Here is a 20,968-nt window from a genome sequence, read left to right as displayed (position 1 = left end):
TATCTGGTGACCAAAAAACGATCAAATATGTAGATCTGTGTCAAGGTGAAAAACAAGGATTTTAGGTATAGTAAACTTTTAGTATTGGTTTCTTGATCAGATGTTGGGAGAGTACCTATGGTTACTGAAAGCAGATCGATTGATCGCGTCCACGTGGTGTGGAAAGCGACTCTGACTCGATTGAATGGTGAGCAGCTCCCTGGTAGTACTGACAATGTGTCTGAACAGGGAATGAACGTTATATTGGGAAAAGCACTAGTGGTCGGCGAGCCCGTTCGGGTTGAGGTTGTATCTAAGTGTACAGGAATGATCTGTTATTTTACTTTGGAAGGAGAGATTATTTACAGTAACTTCCTGGAGTCCAGACTTGGTTCAGCTATCGGTTTACGGTTATTGAAACCTTCAGATCAGTACATTGAATTTATCCGACGCTATACCGGAAAGCAGGGCAGCGTTTTGGCCTCTTGATGTGTCTCGGTTGAATAGTCCAAGCAGCTTTCCTTAATTCGTACAGACAGACAATCGAGCTTTAGTGTTTGGCTCTCCATCAATATGACTCCCGTGAATCCAATAGCATTTCCTCTTAATTGTCATTTCTCATTTTACCTGCTTAAAAATTGACTCAGCCAATTGCTTGGATGATTTTGTAAGCGATTTCGGGTTTTTTTGTCATTGAAGCTCTTGCGTTGAATCCCGATGATGGCTACAACTGCTAAGGGCTTGCAGTCGGTGGTAGTTCGACTAAACGTTATTGATGACAAAAGGTGATAGTGGTTGAAGGTGATACTGTGCAGTAATGGCAGCTGTTGAGGCTGGCTATCGCTGGTATAGCATTACACCTGAGTCATTATTTGTAATCAGTTAGTTGAAACCGAAGAAAACAATAACAAAAGACTTGGTGGTATGGATGCAACACTGTGCACATGCTGCTTGTGTCTGTTCCAAGATTGATCGAAGCGATAGTTTCGGTATTTGATCTTGAATGTAATGAAGGTGGCATTGATGGCGACAAAAATAACGATGACGCCAAGGACTCCTGTACAAATGGCTGGAATTAGCCGCCGTACAAAGCTGTCGTTGGCTATAATTGCATCCTCTCTTTCCCTGAGTTCAATTTTCGTGAACACCGCACAGGCTGTGGACTTTAACCTCGGTGAAGTCGAAGGTCGGTTTAACTCCCAGATTTCAATGGGTGTCTCCTGGAGAGCAGAGGACCGGGATCCTTCTTTAATTTCCGGAGGGAATGGGGGTGCCAGGTCAGTTACCCATAACGGTGTAAATGATGACGGAAACCTTAACTTTGATGATGGAGATGCCTTTTCCAAAATACTCAAAGGTGTCCATGATCTTGAATTAACGTATGAAAACGTTGGTTTTTTTGCCCGTGGTAAATACTGGTATGACTTTGAACTGGAGGATGGTGATCGATCCTGGGGCAACGTCGCAAATAATTATGCCAGTGGTGAGCCTTTAAGCGATGAAGGTTTTAATGATTATGCCAAATTTTCCGGTGCAGAAATTCTGGATGCCTTTGTCTATGGTGAGTTTGATCTCGGAGACATGGTACTGGATGCTCGCTTGGGTCGCCAGGTAGTCAGTTGGGGAGAAAGTACTTTTATTCGTGGTGGTGTTAACGCGATTAATCCCATAGATGTTTCTGCCTTTCGGCGGCCTGGTGCAGAAATAAAGGAAGGCCTGCTTCCGGTTAATATGCTTTACGGTAATCTTGGAGTTACTGATAATCTAAGCGTTGAAGGTTTTTATCAGTTGGAATGGGAAGCGACGGCAGTGGATGGCTGCGGTACCTACTTCTCAACAGTGGATTATATTGCACAGGGCTGTAATACCCTGACAATAGGGACAGCTGCGCTGGCTATACCACTTATCCTTGATGATGCGGCTGCCGTAGCCAATGGGTTTGCGGTTAAGCGAGGAGACACACGAGAAGCGGATGATGATGGCCAGTATGGTTTGGCCTTTCGGTATATTGCAGAAGAGCTGAATGATACCGAATTCGGTTTCTATTTTATGAACTACCATAGCCGGCAACCTATGGCCAGTGGTATGACGACCGGTGTTAACCAGATTAGTGGTGACCTTGATGGTAATGGTCAACCTGATACCTTCCTGCCGGGTGATCCTTTAGGTCAGAATCCAGTCTATTTCACCGAATACCCTGAAGATATTCAAATGCTTGGTCTGAGCTTTGCCACGAATGTGGGGGAGTTCGCTGTTTCGGGTGAGTTCAGTCATCACAAGGATGTGCCGTTTCAGATAAACGGTGCAGATCTTGTTGCCGCCATTTTAACGGGAGGGACTCAGGTACTATCAAATGGGGCTGTTAATCCTGTTAATGCACGTGTGGGAGCGGGTATTCAAAATACGCTGGTCAATGGTTTGACCTCAGGTTCTGAGGTAAGCGGTTATGACAGCTATGACATATCTCAGGCTCAGGTCACGCTGGTTCGCTTTATTGATCAGGTGATGGGAGCCAGTCGTGTGGCTTTGGTGGGGGAGTTGGCGTTTACTCATGTGCATAGTTTCTCCGAAGCAGGTGACGGTGGGGTTCGATACGGTAGGCCCAGTGAATATGGCCAGGATGGCGATGATGGCTTTGTTACTGAAGACTCCTGGGGGTATAGAGCACGGGCTGTTTTTAACTACAACGATGTCTTGGCCGGTATTAACCTGACTCCAAGCATTTCCTGGTCTCATGATGTTGATGGCTATTCGCCAGCCACTAGCAGCGGGTTTATTGAGGGACGCAAGGCTTTGGGGCTTGCTCTGAATGCTGACTACCTGAACACCTATAATGCGGGCATTTCCTACACTCGCTTCTTCGGTGGTGATTATAACATCACTAAAGATCGTGACTTCATCTCGGCCAGTATTGGTATTTCATTCTAATCTGTGCTGTAAGCCAGGAGGTCTGCCTTCTGGTGCATGAGGATAGCTTTATGATAAATAAAAAGAATATAGTAAGTAAAAAGAATTTTTTAGCCGTTTCGGCGCTTGCGCTGGCATTGCAGGCCACTGTACTTCAGGCAGCGGTTTCTGCCGATGACGCGTCACAATTGGGAGCTTCTTTAACTCCGATTGGTGCGCTTAAAGCGGGTAATGCAGAGGGAACCATTCCTGCCTGGAGTGGCCAGCCTGATGAGTTTTCAGGCGATCGTTACCAGAATCCCTACGCCGATGAACAAGTATTATTTACGATCACTGCGGCCAATGCTGAGCAATATAGCGGTAAGCTTACTGATGGGCAGATGGCTCTGCTTAAGAAGTATCCGGACAGTTATAAGATAAATGTTTATCCAACTCATCGGACAGGAGCATTTCCGCAGCATGTCTATGATGTCGCTAAGAAGAATGCTACTCAAACAACAGTTGTTGAAAATGGTAATGGGTTGCTGAATTTTGAAGAGACTATTCCATTCCCTATTCCAAAAACCGGCGTAGAAGCAATCTGGAACCATATCACACGCTATCGTGGTGGTTCGTTGGAGCGCACCTTGGTGCAGGTTCCTGTACATCGTAACGGTAGCTATACTCCCGTTCGATTCAAGGAGCGTTTGGTGTGGCCTCAGTATTTAGAAGATGGGTTCGATGTCAAGAAGGATGACAATATCCTCAATTACTTCACTCAACAAGTGCTGGCTCCGACCCGTTTAACGGGTAATGTGCTGCTGATTCATGAAACGCTGGATCAAGTTAAACAACCTCGAAAAGCCTGGCAATACAATGCTGGTCAGCGGCGTGTCAGACGGGCGCCTCAAGTAGCCTATGATGCTCCGGGGACGGCTGCTGATGGTTTACGAACGGCCGATAATCTGGATATGTATAACGGAGCCCCAAATCGTTATGACTGGAAACTGGTTGGTAAGCAGGAGCTCTATATTCCTTATAATAGCTTCAAGCTTGCTTCCCGAGATCTTCAATACAGTGATATTCTGAAGCCTGGGCACTTGAATCCAGACCTGCTTCGTTATGAACTGCACCGTGTATGGGTAGTTGAAGCAACCCTGAAGGAAGGGGAGCGTCATATTTACGCTAAGCGTCGTTTTTATATTGATGAAGACAGCTGGCAGGCATCAGTGGTTGACCACTATGATGCTCGAGGTGAGTTGTGGCGAGTAGGTGAGGCGCATGCTTTCCAGTACCGAGATGCTAAGGTGCCCTGGCATGTTGGTGAAGTCTTGCATGACTTGTTGTCAGGTCGTTATCTGGCTGGCAGTTTAACCAATGAAGAGGCTGAAGGATTCAACTTTGGCGTATCTCTTAGTCGCAAAGAGTTTACTACTTCTGCAATCAGACGCTCCGGTAAGCGCTAAGCAAAGATTGAAGTAGTTTAATGGTACGCGCCGGAGTCGGTTGTCCGCTCCGGCATTTTTATGTCTGTGGTTTTATCTGATTAAAAAGGTATGAATCAGCAAAGGTTTTGAATAAATTCTGAATTAATTGGAATAAACCATTTTTAGTCAATATGTTACGGGTTTACCTGCCTCTGAATAAGTACGCCTCTTTCCCCTTCCCTTCTTTCTTATCATGCTTCATATATTTCTTGATTAAATGGGTTATTCTTTACCTGATGCATTACTTTGAGGTGCTGTTGTCTGGCGTTGCTGAAGCTTTGGCTTTATCTGGATCAGATGCCGTTTTGGCGGTTATTGTCAGTGTGTGAGTGTTACTAAGAGCGAAAATGTTATTAATTTTGAAGGGTAATGTTATTGAGAATAATGGAGTGATTTGAGAGTCTTTTGGATATTGAGGCGTATTTTAACATCTAGGCAAGCCTGATTTTTGTCGATATTGTAATTATACGCCTATAGTTAAGTGTCTGTAGCACCATAAATGAGCACCTGATGCCAGAGCGCTCTACGAGAATTGAAAATTGAACTTGTCTCGATGTGGTTGGAAATGTCACTAGCTAGTCTAATAATGATAATTAATGGATAGGTATATGACTCTGTATCAAGTCAACGTATTTGGGTTGTCTTTAAGGCAGCTCTTTCGCTTGCTTTCTCGCCTGGGTTTCCCATCTGGTTTGTTACCTATCTCAATGATGCTGTTCTCCTGTTCACTCTTTGCCGAAAGTGGTGGGCAGAAAATAGATCGTCTTTCACTTCCTGCCATGACTTCCAGTCTGGCGAAGCAGTCTTTACTGTTGGATATTACTGTAACTGACAATAGTTTTTATGCTGTCGGGGAACGGGGCCATATTCTTTATTCTAATGATAATGGGCTCAGCTGGCAGCAGTCATCAGTACCTGTTTCCGTATCACTTACAGCAATAGATTTTGTTAATAGTTCCAATGGTTGGGCTGTTGGTCATGACGGTGTGATACTAAACACGCGAGATGCTGGCCGTAGTTGGCAAAAGCAGCTGGATGGTTTTCAAGTTAATCAGATGGTTGTAAAGCACTATCAGCAGCTGCTGGGGAAGGTGGAGCAACGGCTTCAATTAATTGAAGAGCGGGGCGAAGATGGTTCTGAGCTGGAAGAGCGCATAGAAAGCTATGAAATGGCATTGGAAGACGCCGTGATTGCAGAGGAAGAAGGTCCAACTAAACCTTTCTTCGATCTGCTGTTCATCAGTGAGCAACAGGGTTGGGTGATTGGATCTTATGGACTGATTTTTGAAACCAAGGATGGCGGAAAGCATTGGATTCCGCAGATGGAAAAGCTAGAGAATCCTGATGGGTTTCATCTCAATGCCATTATTCAGACCCGCCAGGGAGATATCTACATTGCCGGAGAGGCAGGGGTTTTGTTTCGCTCGACTGATAATGGTGACAACTGGCAGCTACTGGACTCTCCTTACGAAGGATCATTTTATGCCATTGCAGAGGTGCTACCTGAAGGAAAGTTGTTAGTAACAGGATTAAGAGGACGAGGCTATGTCAGCGAAGATCAAGGGGATAATTGGACGGAGCTGGATATGGCGACTCGTTCGACTCTTACTGCGGTAGCGCAGTTGGGTGATAGAGACGTTGTGGCCGTAGGGAGCAGCGGAAATCTCAGTTTTAGTAATGATGGTGGTCGTCAGTTTAGTTCTAAGATCCAGCCGGGAAGGCGTAGTTACAGTGCGTTAGCGAAAACCAACACCGGAGGGCTAATTCTAGTTGGGCAAGGTGGAGTCAGTCTCTTCAATAATCAGCAGTTGCAGGAGGCTCTCAAGTGACTCGCCAACGAAATGACAGTTCCCAGGGCAATCGTAAGAGAAACCCTGTAGAACAACAGTTGATGGATCCGATCAGTCAGTCTGAGTCTATTCTGGAGCGTTTGATCTTTAGAAACAGACCGGCAATGCTGATTCTGTTTTTTCTGATCAGTCTGGTGTTGGGTTACCAGGCCATGGGGCTGAAACCAGATGCCAGCTTTGAGAAGATGATTCCAGGCTCGCATCCTTACATCCAGAATTTTATGTCTCATCGAGAGGACCTGGCTGGATTAGGGAACTCTATCCGTATTGCTGTCGAAGCTAGAGACGGGGATATCTTTACAGCAGAATACCAGGAGTTATTAAAACAGGTTACCGATGAGGTGTTTTTTATTCCTGGTGTCGATCGCTCAGCACTAAAATCACTTTGGACCCCAAATGTTCGCTGGAAAGAGGTTACTGAAGAAGGGTTTGTAGGGGGAGCTGTAATCCCCAATGACTATGATGGCAGTGATAACAGCCTTGAGCAGCTGCGCCAGAATACCTTGAGATCAGGTCAGGTCGGACGTCTGGTCGCCAATGACTTTAAATCTTCAATAATTCATGCTCCTTTATTCGACATAAACCCCGAGACCGGTGCCCGGTTGGATTACCAGGCTTTTTCTGCTCAGTTGGAAGAAGTCATACGGGATAAATATCAGACTGATCAGTTTCAAATTCACATTACCGGATTTGCTAAAGTAGTCGGGGATCTGATTGAAGGTGCTTCAGAAGTTGTCATGTTTTTTCTGCTGGCACTGATCATTACGGCAATATTGCTGTACCTCTATACACGCTGCTTGCGCAGCGCTTTGGTTGCTCTCTCATGCTCAATGCTGGCAGTAATCTGGCAGTTGGGTCTGCTGCACTCTCTGGGCTATGGTCTGGATCCCTACTCGATGCTGGTGCCGTTTCTGGTATTTGCGATAGCCGTGAGTCATGGGGTGCAGATTATTAACGGCATCACGATGGAGAGTGCTCAGGGTGCAGAACCTCTTGCTGCTGCTCGACGTTCGTTTCGTAGTCTTTACATACCAGGACTGACGGCCTTGTTCAGTGATGGTATCGGTTTTATCACGCTGATGGTGATTGATATTGCCGTTATTCAAGAGTTGGCAGTTGCGGCGGCAATTGGAGTGGCTGTCGTTGTATTAACAAATCTATTACTTCTGCCTGTGTTAATGTCTTATTTGAGTATTAGCCCGAAGGCTTTAAGCCATGTTGCAGCTCAGGCTACAGCGAATAGTTTAGCTCAGCAGCAGGTTGAGGGGCGGATTGCTAAGCGTTCACTCTGGACGCTGTTTCAAGGCTTTACCCGCCCGAGAACAGCCATGGTGACCGTCGTTGTCGCAGGTCTGCTGTTTGCATTTGGAGTGAATATCAGTCGTGATTTGAAGATAGGAGACCTGGATCCGGGAACGCCAGAGCTGCGTCCTGACTCCCGGTACAATCTTGATAATGCTTTTATGACATCAAACTACAGTACCAGTAGTGACATATTTGTCGTTATGGTGGAAACAGAAGCAGAGCAGTGTGCTAGTTTTGAAAACCTTGATCTTATAGATCGTTTCCAGTGGGAAATGGCTAATGTAAAAGGAGTTCAATCTGCGCTTTCACTGGCAGATGTAGCAAAATCAACACTTTCCGGGCTCAGTGAAGGTAGTTTGAAATGGCATGCGTTGAGCCGCAATCAGTATCTGCTGAATGCTGCTTTAGCCTATGTTCCTCAAGGCATGGTCAACGCCCAATGCAGCCTTACACCGGTGCTTATTTTCCTTAATGACCATAAGGCCGACACGCTTGAGCGGGTGATTAGTGCTGCGGAGCTATTTGCAAAAAATCATAATACTGATTCCATTCAATTCCAGTTAGCTGCGGGTAATTCAGGTATTGAGGCGGCGACAAACCGAGTCATAGGGACCGCGCAATATCAAATGCTGGCCTGGGTTTATGGAGTTGTTGGTCTGCTGTGCTTAATAACCTTCCGGTCCTGGCGTACTCTGGTTTGTATCATTGTTCCGTTGGCGCTGACATCGGTGCTATGTCAAGCATTGATGACTTTTCTTGGTATTGGTGTCAAGGTTGCGACCTTACCGGTTATTGCCCTCGGTGTCGGTATCGGCGTTGATTATGGAATCTATATCTACAGTCGTCTGGAATCTTACCTGTCCCAAGGTATGGCGCTGAGTGAGGCATATCTGCTAACCCTGATGACAACAGGCAGGGCGGTGGCATTTACAGGGCTTACATTAGCCATTGGAGTAGGTACCTGGTTATTGTCGCCGATTAAGTTTCAGGCGGATATGGGGGTCTTGCTGACCTTTATGTTCCTTTGGAATATGTTGGGTGCACTGGTGCTGTTGCCAGCTCTGGCCTACTTCTTGATCAAGCCGAAAGTAATAAGCTCTGTGATGATGGAAGGGGGTGAAGGATCCTCTTCTGGCATGCACACACCAGCCCTCGGTATTGCTCCTGTTCAGTCAATAGATCGTGCCCAGGCCGTTGATTTCTCTGAGAAGAAAGAACAACTGTTTCCAGCCACAGAGTTTCCAGAAGTTTCGAAGGCATCACAGCATGATGAAGTGAAGGCCAATGACTTTAATGATGATTCGAATGTCTCGAAAGATCAAAACAATTCGGGAGATATAAAAGATGCCATTCAATAACAGACTGCTGATTGTTTTACGGGCAGGGCATAAGGAGCAGCCGGCACTGAATCGAGGCTGTTTGATAGCTTCCCGGTTAGGTGCGCAGATACATCTTATTGCTGATGAGCGTCCTCGTCATCAGAAGCATAAAGATTGGCTCCAAAGTTATGTTGATCAGTTAACTGCTGAAGGCTTTCAGGCACAGGAGGCGGTGTGGGGAAAAGGGGATCTGATTGATAATGTCCTGGCTGCTGTGCGGAAAGAGGCTCATGGCCTGGTTATCAAATACAGTGATCGAAGTCGACCGTTAGCAGAGGCTTTGTATACACCCAGAGACTGGAAGTTACTGCGTTACGTTTCCTGTCCCGTGTTGATCGTCAGGCAGCAGGATAGCTGGGAATCCCGTCCCTTAGTGGCTGCCATTGATGCTGATCCAGAGGATGTTGATCACAGTCTTTTAAACAGGCAGATTTTGAAGATGGGTAGTCAGGTTGCGGAGATTAGTCAAAGTCCCCTTCATCTGGTAACGGCTTATCCTAGCCCGATGCAATCCGCAGCCCGCGAACACCAAACAGAAGCAGCAATGGGCCTTCGATTCCGCTCCTACTGTGAATCGCTTTGCGACACTCTGTCGATCTCGCCAGCCCATCAGGAAGTGGCGGAAGGGCCGGCTGAAGTGCTGATACCAAAATACTGTAAACAACAGAATGCAGGATTGGTTGTGATGGGGACGGTGGCCCGTAGTGGACTTCGTGGAGCGCTGTTGGGTGGGAATACCGCAGAAGCAATCCTGACACAGCTTAACGCCGACGTGCTTGCTCTGAAGCCTGAGGGTTATGAAGATATTTTGCAGATGCTATCTGATCACTCCCAGGCTGAAGGTAGTTCTCCGTTGAAGGAAGTTATTGATGAATAACAAGATAACCGTCCCTACATCCTACGTGCATTCATTACTGAAATCATTGGATTCTCAGGGGTCTGGCTTACAGGCGCTTTTGGATGCGGCTGAAATTGATTTACGGGACTTCGAACGCGACGAGTTTCCAGCTTCTAAATACAGCAAGCTTTATCAGAAAGTCATGTGGATGATGCGGGATGAATCTTTTGGAATGCCCAGTGGTGGTCGGGTACCCAATGGTACATTCAGAATGATGTGTCTGTGCGTCATTCATTGTAAGACGGTAGGGCAGGCTATTCAGCGGTGTTCGGAGTTTTATGAGATATGCCGGGGAGCTCGTATCAAGCCCGCTTTGGAAACCCGCGGTCGTTATGCGCAAGTTATGATGAGCCCGGTGGGGCCGGTTCCTCATGAAGAGTTTATGGAAATCATTAATGACAGCACTGAGATGGCTATTCGAACGGCTTTGTCAGTTTGGCATCATTATGTCTGCTGGTTAGCTGGCAGAAGATTGGAGTTGGAGTCTGTCAGTTTCAGCTTTTCTAAACCTGCGAATGTATCTGAATATGAAGTGCTGTTTCAGGCCCCGGTACGCTTCAATCAGTCCGATAACCTTATCAAGTTTTCTTCTACCTTGCTGGATTTGCCTATTATTCAAACGGAGGAAACTCTCGAAGGGTTTTTGAAAACAGCGCCCTATCAACTGCTGGTGATGGTTGATGATGACAACAGTTTGAAATCCAGGGTCCAGTCTATTATTGGTCGTGATTTTAGTCGTGAAATGCCCAGCGCAGAATCGGTTGCAGAGAGTCTTAATATGTCAGTTACTACGCTGCGGCGACGGTTACAAAGAGAGGATACGTCCTTCCAAAAGATTAAGGATGAATGTCGTCGAGAGGCTGCCACCAACTACCTCAGCTGTCCTGAGTTGAGTAATAACGATGTGGCTGTTCTCATGGGGTTTGATGAAACAAGTGCTTTTTTTCGGTCTTTTAAAAAGTGGACAGGAATGACGCCTGGGGATTATCGAAGAAGCGCACTTTGATATTGACTGATTGTGCTTGATGAATGGTTTTGTCACCTGGCGACTGGTTGTTATTTTCTTTGGGTTGCTTGTGCTTCTTATATGTTGGTGTTTGTTGTTCGATTTTTTATGGAGTGGTCATATTTGTTACCAAATTGGGCGCTAATTGCTATTGAGAGAAAAGACTGGTTATTTAGACTGTTCTACAATGAATTGAAACCCGTCAGTAGAAGTGATTAGACGGGTTTCCTTGTATCTTTGCGCAACAAAGCAAATAAAGCAGCATGGATTCATTCGGTGTTGTTTGTTCTTACTTGATCACCAGGAGTTGTGCTGGTGGCGGACAATAACAGGTGCGGGTAAATATAGGTGAACGCATGATATATCAAGGAAAAGCCTTAAAGGTAGAGTCCCTTGGAGACGGCATCTTTGAGCTGAAATTCGATCTGGAAGGGGAGTCGATCAATAAGTTCAATGAGATAACTCTGACAGAACTGCATGAAACCGTTCGCTTGCTACAGGAGCGCACCGATCTTAAAGGGTTGCTGATCAGCAGTACCAAAGAAGCCTTTATCGTCGGTGCTGATATCACCATGTTCCATGGGGTATTTGATAAATCTGATGATGATATTATCGCCATGAACATGGAGATAAATCGTACTCTTTGTGCACTGGAAGATCTGCCTTGTCCGACAGTCGTAGCTATTAACGGGTTGGCGCTGGGTGGCGGATTTGAACTTTGCCTTAGCGCTGATTACCGAGTCATGGCCGAGGACGCTAAGGTTGGTTTACCTGAGGTAAAACTGGGAATCTTCCCTGGATGGGGTGGTACCGTGCGTTTACCTCGAATGATCGGCGCAGATAATGCGTTTGAGTGGATTTGTGCCGGAAAAGAAGTGAAAGCCAAGGATGCTCTTTTTGAGGGGGCTGTAGATGTTGTTGTTCCACTTGAGAATGTTCGACAAGCAGCCCTGGACTTGTTGGATCAGTGCCAGCAGAAACGCTCAGATGGCGTAACTAATAAATTAGACTATCTGGCGAAGCGTGCAGAAAAACAGCAGCCTTTGAAATTAGGACAGCTGGACAATCTGATGGTCTTTGAAACCGCGAAGGGATTTGTTTCCGGCAAAGCAGGACCCCATTACCCCGCTCCAGTCGCTGCAATCAAAACGATTCAGAAACATGCGGGGCTTAAGCGTGACCAGGCATTGGAAGTGGAAGCTAAGGGATTCGTGAAGGTAGCCAAGACTGATGTTTGCCGAAATCTTGTGGGACTCTTTCTTAGTGATCAGCGTATCAAGAAAGCTGCAGCTGCCCACGCTCCGATGGCTTCTAAAGTGGATCAGGCAGCCGTGCTGGGAGCGGGTATCATGGGGGGGGGAATCGCCTATCAGTCTGCCAGTCGCAATACTCCGATTCTAATGAAGGATATAACTGAAAAAGCTTTGCAGCTGGGTCTGGATGAAGCTTCTAAGTTACTGACCAAAAGAGTCGATCAAGGCCGTATGACCTCTGCAAAAATGGCTGCTGTTCTTGGGGGGATTCGTGCCACTCAAAGCTACGGTGACTTTGGCAACGTTGATATTGTCGTCGAAGCCGTTGTAGAAAACCCGAAGATCAAAGCCAGTGTGTTGGCTGAAGTCGAGCAGGAAGTCTCTGAAGAAACGGTGCTGACTTCCAACACGTCGACCATTTCAATTTCTCACCTTGCGCAGGGGCTGAAGCGTCCGGAAAACTTCTGTGGCATGCACTTCTTTAATCCTGTTCATAAAATGCCTTTGGTGGAAGTTATTCGTGGTGAAAAGACCGGTGATCGTGCCATTGCGACGACGGTCGCTTATGCCCAGGCTATGGGTAAGACCCCGATCGTGGTTAATGACTGCCCAGGCTTTTTGGTCAATAGAGTATTGTTCCCGTACTTTGCAGGCTTTGGCAAGCTGCTTGAAGATGGCGTAGATTTCCAGCGTATTGATAAAGTAATGGAGAAATTTGGCTGGCCAATGGGACCTGCATATTTGTTGGATGTTGTTGGCATGGATACCGCCGTTCATGCTCAAAAAGTGATGGCAGCAGGGTATCCCGATCGCATGGCAAGTGAGGGCAAAGGAGCCATTGACGTCATGGTTGAAGCTGATCGTCTGGGGCAGAAAAACGCGCGAGGTTTCTATAACTATGAGCTTGACCGGAAAGGGAAACCACGTAAAAAAGCTGCTCCGGAAGTGGCTGCGTTAATTGCACCATTAGTGAAACAGACTCTTGAGTTAACCGATGAGCAGATTATTGAGCGAATGATGATGCCGCTTTGTATCGAAACGGTGCGTTGTCTTGAAGAGAACATTGTCAGTTCTGCTGCTGAAGCGGATATGGGGCTTATTTACGGAATTGGCTTCCCTCCGTTCAGAGGTGGAGCTCTGCGCTATATTGATGACACAGGGGTCGCCGCTTTCTGTCAGAAAGCTGATGCCTACGTTGAGCTGGGCGGCTTGTATCACCCGACTTCGGGCATGAAAACCATGGTTGTTGAAAATACACGTTTTTACGATTAACCCTGAGGGAGAGAAAGTTATGAGCTTAGATGCTAAAGATGCAGTGATTGTTGATGCTGTGCGCTCCCCAATGGGGCGCTCAAAAGGCGGAGCTTTTCGCCATCTGCGAGCGGACGAAATGTCTGCACTTCTGGTGGATGCGCTATTGGATCGAAATCCGGAAATCAAAGCTGCTGAGGTCGAAGATCTTATTTGGGGCTGTGTGAACCAGACCAAGGAGCAGGGGTTCAACGTAGCTCGTGCCGTTGGTCTGTTGAGTCGTCTGCCTTACACCGTCGGAGCGCAAACAGTGAATCGTCTCTGTGGCTCATCAATGTCTGCGGTCCATAGTGCTGCTCAGGCAATACAGACCGGTAATGGTGATCTTTTTATGGTCGGTGGTGTTGAGCACATGGGGCACGTGGACATGATGCATGGTGTGGATATAACTCCAGCACTGAGCAAGCATGCGGCGAAAGCTTCAATGATGATGGGGCTGACTGCAGAAATGCTGGCTAAGCTTCATGGTATCAGTCGTGAACAGCAGGAAGTTTTTGCAGTGCGTTCCCATCAGCGTGCACATGCTGCAACAATTGAAGGGGGGTTTGCCAATGAAATCATCCCTATGGAAGGCTATAACGCGGATGGCTTCAAGCGCTTGATTGAGGTGGATGAAGTTATTCGTCCAGAAACGTCGTTAGAAGGTTTGGCACAATTACGCCCGGCGTTTGATCCAAAAAATGGAACCGTTACTGCGGGTACGTCTTCGGCTATTTCTGACGGAGCTTCGGCAATGGTGGTTATGTCCGCAGAGAAAGCACAGACGCTAGGCGTAAAGCCTAGAGCTAAGATTCGCTCGATGGCTGTAGCTGGTTGTGATCCTTCGATAATGGGATATGGGCCTGTACCCGCTTCCAAGAAAGCTCTAAAGCGAGCCGGATTGGCGGTGTCTGATCTCGATTTTGTTGAACTGAACGAAGCTTTTGCGGCGCAAGCGCTTCCTGTACTCAAGGATTTGAAACTTCTTGAGGTGATGGATGACAAGGTCAATCTGCATGGTGGTGCAATCGCTCTTGGTCATCCGCTGGGATGCTCGGGAACCCGTATTCTTGGCTCATTGCTAAACGTTATGGAGCAGCGTGATGGAACGTTTGGGCTCGCGACGATGTGTATTGGCATGGGGCAGGGGGTAGCCACGGTGATTGAGCGGCTCTAGTCTGCACTGACTTGTATTGATAATTGGAAAGGGCGCTTTGGTTAACCAAAGCGCCCTTTCTTTTTTTTATTAAAACAAGCGGAAAGTGCGATGATTATAGGCTAAACCTTAAGTGTAGGCTTTTTTGTGATTGTATTTGTCAGTAATTCAGGTGGATTTTGACATTGTTCGTTAGTCATGATTGAGAGAATCTATTGTTATAAATTAGCAGCTCTGAGAAACCACCAGAGCTATGACAGTTTTTGCGCCTCGCACGTTTTATTAGAAACGTAGTTGTAGAGTGATATTTCAGCAAAAACTATTTTGATCGAGCGCTTGACTGATTAACTGGTTGCGCTGACTAAAAATAAGACGGAGGCCCACATGCCTGAGTATAAAGCGCCCTTAAGAGACATGCGTTTTGCGATGAATGAATTGCTGAACATAAAGCAGCATTACGCAACGCTACCAGGTGGTGAAGAAGCAACACCAGAACTGATTGATGCCATTCTTGAAGAAGGGGCCAAGTTTGCTGAAAATGAGCTGGCACCTTTAAATCGAAGTGGTGATCAGGAAGGTTGTCGTTGGGAAGATGGAGAGGTCTTTACTCCAAGTGGCTTTAAAGAAGCTTACGATAAGTTTGTCGAGGGAGGTTGGCCTTCGTTATCCCATTCACCTGACCTGGGTGGTCAAGGGTTGCCAGAATCTCTGGGTATTGTCATTAATGAGCTCGTTGGAACGGCCAACTGGTCTTGGAGTATGTATCCAGGGCTGAGTCACGGAGCCATGAATACCCTTGAAGCTCATGGTACAGACGAGCAGCAGCAGCAATATCTTGTACCATTAATTGAAGGGCGCTGGACAGGAACCATGTGTTTGACAGAGCCTCATTGTGGCACTGATCTTGGTTTGTTACGCACTAAGGCTGAACCTAATGAAGATGGTAGTTATGCTATTAGTGGAACGAAGATTTTTATTTCCGCAGGTGAGCACGATATGGCGGAAAATATCATTCATATAGTTTTAGCTCGACTGCCTGATGCCCCTAAGGGAACCAAAGGGATTTCTTTATTTATTGTGCCAAAATATCACGTTAATGCTGATGGTAGTTTGGCTGAGCGTAATGGTGTTAGTTGCGGATCACTTGAGCACAAAATGGGAATTCACGGGAATTCCACCTGTGTGATGAATTTTGATCGGGCACAGGGCTATCTGATCGGTCCTGCCAATAAAGGCTTGAACTGCATGTTTACCTTTATGAATACTGCGCGCATTGGTACCGCGTTGCAGGGGTTAGCTCATGCTGAATTTGGATTTCAAAACTCATTGACCTACGCGCGTGAACGTTTGCAAATGAGATCGCTAACTGGCCCGAAAGCCGAAGATAAACCAGCCGATCCAATCATTGTTCATCCAGATGTGCGACGTATGCTGTTAACTCAGAAAGCCTTTGCTGAAGGCGGGCGCGCACTGGTTTATTTTGCAGCTCAGCAAGTGGATAAAGCTAATCATGGTGAAACTGAAGAGGAACGCCAGGCTGCTGAGCAGCTGTTGTCGTTCTTGACGCCTATTGCGAAAGCATTTTTGACTGAAACCGGTTTTGAATCTGCAAACCTCGGATTGCAGATCTTTGGTGGTCACGGCTACATTTCCGAGTGGGGGATGGAACAAAATGTTCGGGATAGCCGTATATCTATGCTGTATGAGGGTACCACCGGTATCCAGGCTTTAGATCTTTTAGGGCGTAAAGTGTTGATGACTCAGGGAGAAACGCTGAAATCATTTACCAAAATTGTACATAAGTTCTGCCAGTCTGAAATATACAACCCGCAAATGCAGCCATACATTGAGCCCTTGCAGGCGATCAATAAAGAATGGGGTGAATTGACCATGAAGATTGGTATGTCGGCCATGCAGAATCGAGATGAAGTTGGGGCTGCTTCTGTTGATTATCTGATGTACTCAGGCTATGCGGTACTTGCTTATTTCTGGGCTTTAGCTGCAAAAACTGCTCAGCAGTCTATCGCAGCCGGGACTGATGAAGAGGCGTTCTATCAGGCAAAAATATCCACTGCCAATTTCTATTTTAAGAGACTTCTACCTCGTACCCGTACTTTAGCGGAAACTATGGTGTCGGGTGCTGATTGCTTGATGGAGTTGGAAGAAGGGGCGTTTTCATTCTGACCCGGAGTAACATCCAAGATGTTTTACATCACCAAAGTACAACAGAAATAGAGTGCTAATCCATTTTATAAGCACCTGATTATTACCAGGTGCTTAACAGTGAACGAATAATACGTGCAGGTATTCAATTTTTGTACGTATGGAATTGAGGCTATGACGATGAGTGTAAATAACCATTTTGAACAGATGTTGAGTCGATTTAACCCCGCTGCAGCAGCAGATCTGGATGCTGTTTTCCAATACCAGATTGAAGATGCTGGTGCGTATCACCTGATTATAAAAGAGGGTCAGTGTGTACTGGAGACTGGCGAGCATAGCTCTCCAACCGTTTCTTTAACGTTAAGTGAAGAAACCTTTGCAGAAATTTTATCCGGTGAAACTGATGGTATGCAGGCTTTTATGTCAGGTCAGCTGAAAGCTGATGGTGATTTAATGCTGGCTACGCGCCTTCCTGAGTTGTTTCCAATTGCCTGAGTTTATTATTTCGAGAACATTAACGAGGCTATAGGCATACCCTGCTATAGGTATTGCCACGGGGCTGCTATTCTTCGAACACTAAAAAAGAACAATAGGTAGTGAAGATGAGTGCGTTAGAAAAACCGCAGTTTTCTGCTGCAAACGAAAGCTGTTACTTAGAGTCGATAAACCCTCACGGCACAAGCACTATTGTTGAGGTCCTGGAAAGGGCCTGCGTTCGCTTTGCCGGTAAGCCTGCGTTTACCAGTCTGGGGAGGACTCTTGATTACACGGAGTTGGAACAGCAATCAGCAGCCTTTGCATCATACCTGCAGCAGTCCGGTTTACAGCCCGGAGATCGCATTGCGGTTCAGTTGCCTAATTTGATTCAGTATCCGGTTGTTGTTTTCGGAGCATTGCGTGCAGGGTTGGTTGTTGTGAATACCAACCCCCTATATACAACCCATGAAATGAAGCATCAGTTTCAGGATTCCGGGGCGAAAGCCTTGGTTATTCTGGCGAATATGGCGAGTATGGCAGCAGAAATCCTTGCTGAGACTGAAATTCAACATGTGGTTATTACTCAGATCGCGGATTTCCACAGCCCTGTTAAGCGGGTCGTTCTTAATTCTGTTATTCGTTACGTTAAACGGATGGTACCTAAATATCGTATACCTGAAGCTATTTCTCTTCCTCAGGCATTAAAGCAGGGGCAGAAAGTTTCTTTTGATCGTCATCAACCTGAGGTAGATGATGTTGCCGTTTTGCAGTATACCGGCGGTACAACTGGTGTTGCTAAGGGGGCTATGCTCACTCATGGAAACCTGGTTGCAAATCAGCTGCAATTGATGAGTCATTTGAGTGCCAGTATTGATGAGGGGGAAGAGGTGTTTGTTGGCCCTCTGCCGCTTTACCATATTTATGCTTTTACCCTCCATTGCATGCTGCTGCTAGGAACTGGTAATCATAGTGTTTTGATTCCCAACCCCAGAGATATCCCTGGGTTTGTCAAAGAATTAAAACGTTGGAAATTTAGCGGTTTTGCTGGTTTGAATACTCTGTTTGTTGCTCTTTGTAAAAATGAAGGTTTCAAAGAGGTGGATTTCGGTTCTCTGAAGTTTACTGCATCGGGTGGAATGGCTTTGACAAGGGATGCAGCAGAGCAATGGTATAGCATTACAGGCTCACCGGTCATTGAGGGTTACGGCCTGACAGAAACTTCACCAGGGGTGACATTCAACATTCCGGGTGAGCAGCAAATAGGCTCTATTGGTAAACCACTTCCGTTGACTGAGGTAAAGGTAACTGATGAAGGGGGTAAATCATTGCCGGTAAATGAGGCTGGAGAGCTTTGTGTACGTGGTCCACAGGTAATGAAAGGATACTGGAACAGACCCGGAGAAACAGCAGAAGTCTTGACTGAAGATCGCTGGTTAAAAACCGGTGATATGGCAGTGATTCAAGAGGATGGATATCTTCGAATCGTGGATCGCAAAAAAGACCTGATAATAGTATCCGGTTTCAATGTTTATCCTAATGAAATTGAAGATGTCGTTTGCACGTTACCGGAAGTGACTGAATGCGCAGCAATTGGTGTTCCTGATGAGAAGAGCGGAGAGTCAATTCTGCTTTTTGTTGTTTCAGAGGAACCTAAGCTGACAGAAGAGGATGTACGAAACTATTGCCGCAAGCAGCTGACTGGATACAAGGTCCCGCGATCCGTTCAGTTCCGTGATGAGTTGCCCAAAACCAATGTTGGTAAGGTTCTCCGACGGGCGCTTAAGGAGGAGCATTCCGCGAGTCTTAATTCTCCAGACAAAGGTATGTCCAGTTAATGTTCATCCTTTAATATTTTGCGGGTTTTCAATAATTCCCTGTTCTCAGGATAATCCAATGGACAACCATTCCGATTCAGTCATCTCACACCCGGGAGTGAGCCGCAGCTTGTTGCATACCCGGTCTGTTTCTTGTCTGGGTTATCGTCGTAGTGATGGACAATGGGATATCGAAGGGCGAATGACTGATGTAAAAAGCTTCGATATGCGTAACCCTGATCGGGGAGGGCAGATAGCAGCTGGCGAGCCGTTGCACGATATTTCGTTGGTACTGACCATTGACCGATCTATGCAAATTAATGCTGTCGTCGCTCGAATTGATTATTCACCCTTTAATCCTTGCAACAGAATTACTGATTCCTTTCAAAAATTAGTAGGGTTGCGAATTTATCCTGGTTTTTCCCGTCAGGTAAAAGAGCTTTTTGCTGGAACAAGAGGCTGTACGCATTTATTGGAATTACTCCCTCCAATCTCAACAACTGCATACCAGACTGTTTGGCAGTCTGAAAATGGTTATGAAGGAGATAACCCTGAAATACATGGATTTCTGTTGAACAGTTGTCATGCATTAGCAGCTGACGGTGAAGTTGTTAGAACGCATTGGCCTGAGTATTCGGAATCTCAGAAACAATTGGATTGAGAGACAGGATTGATATGGCTGATGAAGCAAAAACACAGCTATACACCGGGAATGGGTTGAAGCGGATATAGATAAGAAAAAGGGGAGTTGAATTATGATGGAATTCATTGAGCAGGAGATCAGTGATCGAATTCTTAGCATTCGTATTAAACGACCCGATAAGCGTAACGCTTTGACGCTGGCGATGTATCAGGAGTTGGCTGCAATCTTGAAACAGGCTGGCGAGGATGTTGCCGTCAGGGTGGTTGTAATTTCTGGTTCTGAATCGTCTTTTTGTAGTGGAAATGATATCAACGATTTTTTGCAAGCGGGGCGGGATGCCAATGCCGTTCGTCCTGCCCGAGATTTTTTGCATCAGATCGCCGCATTTAAGAAGCCAATTGTTGCCGCCGTCAACGGTGTGGCCGTAGGTATTGGCACCACACTGTTGCTGCACTGTGATCTTGTGTATGCCGCAGATAATGCTCGATTTCAACTTCCATTTATTAATCTTGGGCTGGTCCCTGAAGGAGGTTCCAGTCTTTTGCTGCCTGCTATGCTGGGACATCAGAAGGCTGCGGAGCTTCTGCTGTTGGGAGATTCGTTTGATGCAGAGTATGCACTGTCACTAGGCTTGGTTAATGCCGTCCTTGAATCAGAAGATCTGGAGTCTCATGCTCGAAAGCAAGCGATGGTATTAGCGGCGAAGCCGCCAGCTGCGATGGTCGCTACAAAAAAACTACTCAAAACTCATCAGGGTAAACCTGTGACACAGGTGTTGGATGAGGAAATTGATATTTTCGCTCAACGGCTCCAATCCCCGGAAGCTATTGAAGCTTTTTCGGCATTTCAGCAACGGCGTCCCGCAGATTTCTCGAGCTTTGAATAATGCTTTGACGCCAATCGTTCTATTTAATACTACATCTTATTTGGTAATAGTGTATCAATCCTCTAGGACTATTGAATTCCTTAAATATGCTTGGTAATCAGCGAGTGTAAAAAATATTCAAAGAGTCTGTTGACTCTCTGAACGGGGGCTGTAGAATACGCCCCCACGTTGTCGCTGAAGGCGGCAATAGAAGTCCGGCAAAACCCAAGCAGCATCAGGTTTTGCAGCGGTTGATTGAAGATCTCACCGAGGTGAATGACTGAATCAACCGGCTGAAATAAACAGTTGACTTCGAGATTGGCGCGATTATAATTCACGCCCCGCTTCGAGAAGCGGTCCGCTCTTTAACAAATCGATCAAGTAATTCGTGTGGGCACTTATGGCTCTGTTTGCAGAAGATCTTATTCGTAAGATCAGCAAACATTGAAGTAAGTGACTCGTGAATTCATATGACTTACGTACATACGTTTAGTTAAGTTTTTACAGTATTTACTTT

General features: G+C 46.3%; 15 protein-coding genes. 14 read left to right on the top strand and 1 reads right to left on the bottom strand.

All coding sequences use genetic code 11. From position 1 onward, the window contains the following. Window positions 1-117 precede the first annotated feature (117 nt). The 14 genes from BGP75_RS20860 to BGP75_RS20795 all read left to right on the top strand — a co-directional run bounded on the left by BGP75_RS20860 (window position 118) and on the right by BGP75_RS20795 (window position 20,472). The gene (locus BGP75_RS20860; RefSeq protein ID WP_076720828.1) at window positions 118-468 is read left to right on the top strand and encodes a PilZ domain-containing protein; all 351 of its coding nucleotides are present in this window, start codon (window positions 118-120) and stop codon (window positions 466-468) included. Window positions 469-1,002: 534 nt separating this feature from the next. Beyond that, a complete protein-coding gene (locus tag BGP75_RS20855; protein ID WP_233152991.1) occupies window positions 1,003-2,907 on the top strand; it encodes a DUF1302 domain-containing protein in 1,905 nt (634 codons plus the stop codon). A 50-nt stretch (window positions 2,908-2,957) separates the two neighbouring features. Then, on the top strand, window positions 2,958-4,331 hold the full coding sequence (locus BGP75_RS20850; protein ID WP_076720826.1) for a DUF1329 domain-containing protein: 1,374 nt from the start codon (window positions 2,958-2,960) through the stop codon (window positions 4,329-4,331). 629 nt (window positions 4,332-4,960) lie between these two features. Beyond that, window positions 4,961-6,181 (top strand): YCF48-related protein, encoded by a 1,221-nt coding sequence (locus BGP75_RS20845; protein WP_158070147.1) that lies wholly within the window; start codon window positions 4,961-4,963, stop codon window positions 6,179-6,181. Window positions 6,182-6,243: 62 nt separating this feature from the next. Continuing rightward, entirely contained in the window at window positions 6,244-8,865 is a 2,622-nt protein-coding gene (locus tag BGP75_RS20840) for an RND family transporter (protein ID WP_083704968.1), read from the top strand. Continuing rightward, window positions 8,852-9,763: a universal stress protein gene (locus BGP75_RS20835; RefSeq protein ID WP_076720824.1), complete on the top strand. Its 912-nt coding sequence runs from the start codon at window positions 8,852-8,854 to the stop codon at window positions 9,761-9,763. Before BGP75_RS20840 ends, BGP75_RS20835 begins: the two co-directional genes overlap by 14 nt. Further along, the gene (locus BGP75_RS20830) at window positions 9,756-10,790 is read left to right on the top strand and encodes an AraC family transcriptional regulator (protein ID WP_076720823.1); all 1,035 of its coding nucleotides are present in this window, start codon (window positions 9,756-9,758) and stop codon (window positions 10,788-10,790) included. Before BGP75_RS20835 ends, BGP75_RS20830 begins: the two co-directional genes overlap by 8 nt. Window positions 10,791-11,146: 356 nt before the next feature. Continuing rightward, on the top strand, window positions 11,147-13,315 hold the full coding sequence (gene fadB / locus BGP75_RS20825) for a fatty acid oxidation complex subunit alpha FadB (protein ID WP_076720822.1): 2,169 nt from the start codon (window positions 11,147-11,149) through the stop codon (window positions 13,313-13,315). Between the two features lie 19 nt (window positions 13,316-13,334). Beyond that, window positions 13,335-14,510, top strand: coding sequence for an acetyl-CoA C-acyltransferase FadA (gene fadA / locus BGP75_RS20820; RefSeq protein WP_076720821.1), 1,176 nt, complete (start codon window positions 13,335-13,337; stop codon window positions 14,508-14,510). Between the two features lie 363 nt (window positions 14,511-14,873). Further along, window positions 14,874-16,673, top strand: coding sequence for an acyl-CoA dehydrogenase C-terminal domain-containing protein (locus tag BGP75_RS20815; protein WP_076720820.1), 1,800 nt, complete (start codon window positions 14,874-14,876; stop codon window positions 16,671-16,673). Window positions 16,674-16,832: 159 nt separating this feature from the next. Further along, window positions 16,833-17,147 (top strand): SCP2 sterol-binding domain-containing protein, encoded by a 315-nt coding sequence (locus tag BGP75_RS20810; RefSeq protein ID WP_076720977.1) that lies wholly within the window; start codon window positions 16,833-16,835, stop codon window positions 17,145-17,147. A gap of 107 nt (window positions 17,148-17,254) precedes the next feature. Continuing rightward, window positions 17,255-18,964 carry an AMP-binding protein gene (locus BGP75_RS20805; RefSeq protein WP_076720819.1) on the top strand — a complete coding sequence of 570 codons (1,710 nt, stop codon included), beginning with the start codon at window positions 17,255-17,257 and terminating at the stop codon, window positions 18,962-18,964. Window positions 18,965-19,022: 58 nt separating this feature from the next. Then, the gene (locus BGP75_RS20800) at window positions 19,023-19,604 is read left to right on the top strand and encodes a DUF2889 domain-containing protein (RefSeq protein WP_076720818.1); all 582 of its coding nucleotides are present in this window, start codon (window positions 19,023-19,025) and stop codon (window positions 19,602-19,604) included. A gap of 94 nt (window positions 19,605-19,698) precedes the next feature. After that, window positions 19,699-20,472 (top strand): enoyl-CoA hydratase, encoded by a 774-nt coding sequence (locus tag BGP75_RS20795; protein WP_076720817.1) that lies wholly within the window; start codon window positions 19,699-19,701, stop codon window positions 20,470-20,472. Between the two features lie 80 nt (window positions 20,473-20,552). Here BGP75_RS20795 and BGP75_RS20790 read toward each other — a convergent pair whose 3' ends face one another. Next, window positions 20,553-20,789 (bottom strand): hypothetical protein, encoded by a 237-nt coding sequence (locus tag BGP75_RS20790; protein WP_076720816.1) that lies wholly within the window; start codon window positions 20,787-20,789, stop codon window positions 20,553-20,555. Between the last annotated feature and the right edge of the window lie 179 nt (window positions 20,790-20,968).

This window comes from Motiliproteus sp. MSK22-1, from assembly GCF_001968815.1.
Classification (GTDB): domain Bacteria; phylum Pseudomonadota; class Gammaproteobacteria; order Pseudomonadales; family Balneatricaceae; genus Motiliproteus.
This window is presented reverse-complemented; position numbering and strand designations above follow the sequence as displayed.

What these genes read in the sequence shown, in the direction of transcription:
- BGP75_RS20860 (WP_076720828.1), top strand. Translation starts at nt 118, where the DNA reads ATGGTTACTGAAAGCAGATCGATTGATCGCGTCCACGTGGTGTGGAAA.
- BGP75_RS20855 (WP_233152991.1), top strand. Translation starts at nt 1,003, where the DNA reads ATGGCGACAAAAATAACGATGACGCCAAGGACTCCTGTACAAATGGCT.
- BGP75_RS20850 (WP_076720826.1), top strand. Translation starts at nt 2,958, where the DNA reads ATGATAAATAAAAAGAATATAGTAAGTAAAAAGAATTTTTTAGCCGTT.
- BGP75_RS20845 (WP_158070147.1), top strand. Translation starts at nt 4,961, where the DNA reads ATGACTCTGTATCAAGTCAACGTATTTGGGTTGTCTTTAAGGCAGCTC.
- BGP75_RS20840 (WP_083704968.1), top strand. Translation starts at nt 6,244, where the DNA reads ATGGATCCGATCAGTCAGTCTGAGTCTATTCTGGAGCGTTTGATCTTT.
- BGP75_RS20835 (WP_076720824.1), top strand. Translation starts at nt 8,852, where the DNA reads ATGCCATTCAATAACAGACTGCTGATTGTTTTACGGGCAGGGCATAAG.
- BGP75_RS20830 (WP_076720823.1), top strand. Translation starts at nt 9,756, where the DNA reads ATGAATAACAAGATAACCGTCCCTACATCCTACGTGCATTCATTACTG.
- fadB (WP_076720822.1), top strand. Translation starts at nt 11,147, where the DNA reads ATGATATATCAAGGAAAAGCCTTAAAGGTAGAGTCCCTTGGAGACGGC.
- fadA (WP_076720821.1), top strand. Translation starts at nt 13,335, where the DNA reads ATGAGCTTAGATGCTAAAGATGCAGTGATTGTTGATGCTGTGCGCTCC.
- BGP75_RS20815 (WP_076720820.1), top strand. Translation starts at nt 14,874, where the DNA reads ATGCCTGAGTATAAAGCGCCCTTAAGAGACATGCGTTTTGCGATGAAT.
- BGP75_RS20810 (WP_076720977.1), top strand. Translation starts at nt 16,833, where the DNA reads ATGAGTGTAAATAACCATTTTGAACAGATGTTGAGTCGATTTAACCCC.
- BGP75_RS20805 (WP_076720819.1), top strand. Translation starts at nt 17,255, where the DNA reads ATGAGTGCGTTAGAAAAACCGCAGTTTTCTGCTGCAAACGAAAGCTGT.
- BGP75_RS20800 (WP_076720818.1), top strand. Translation starts at nt 19,023, where the DNA reads ATGGACAACCATTCCGATTCAGTCATCTCACACCCGGGAGTGAGCCGC.
- BGP75_RS20795 (WP_076720817.1), top strand. Translation starts at nt 19,699, where the DNA reads ATGATGGAATTCATTGAGCAGGAGATCAGTGATCGAATTCTTAGCATT.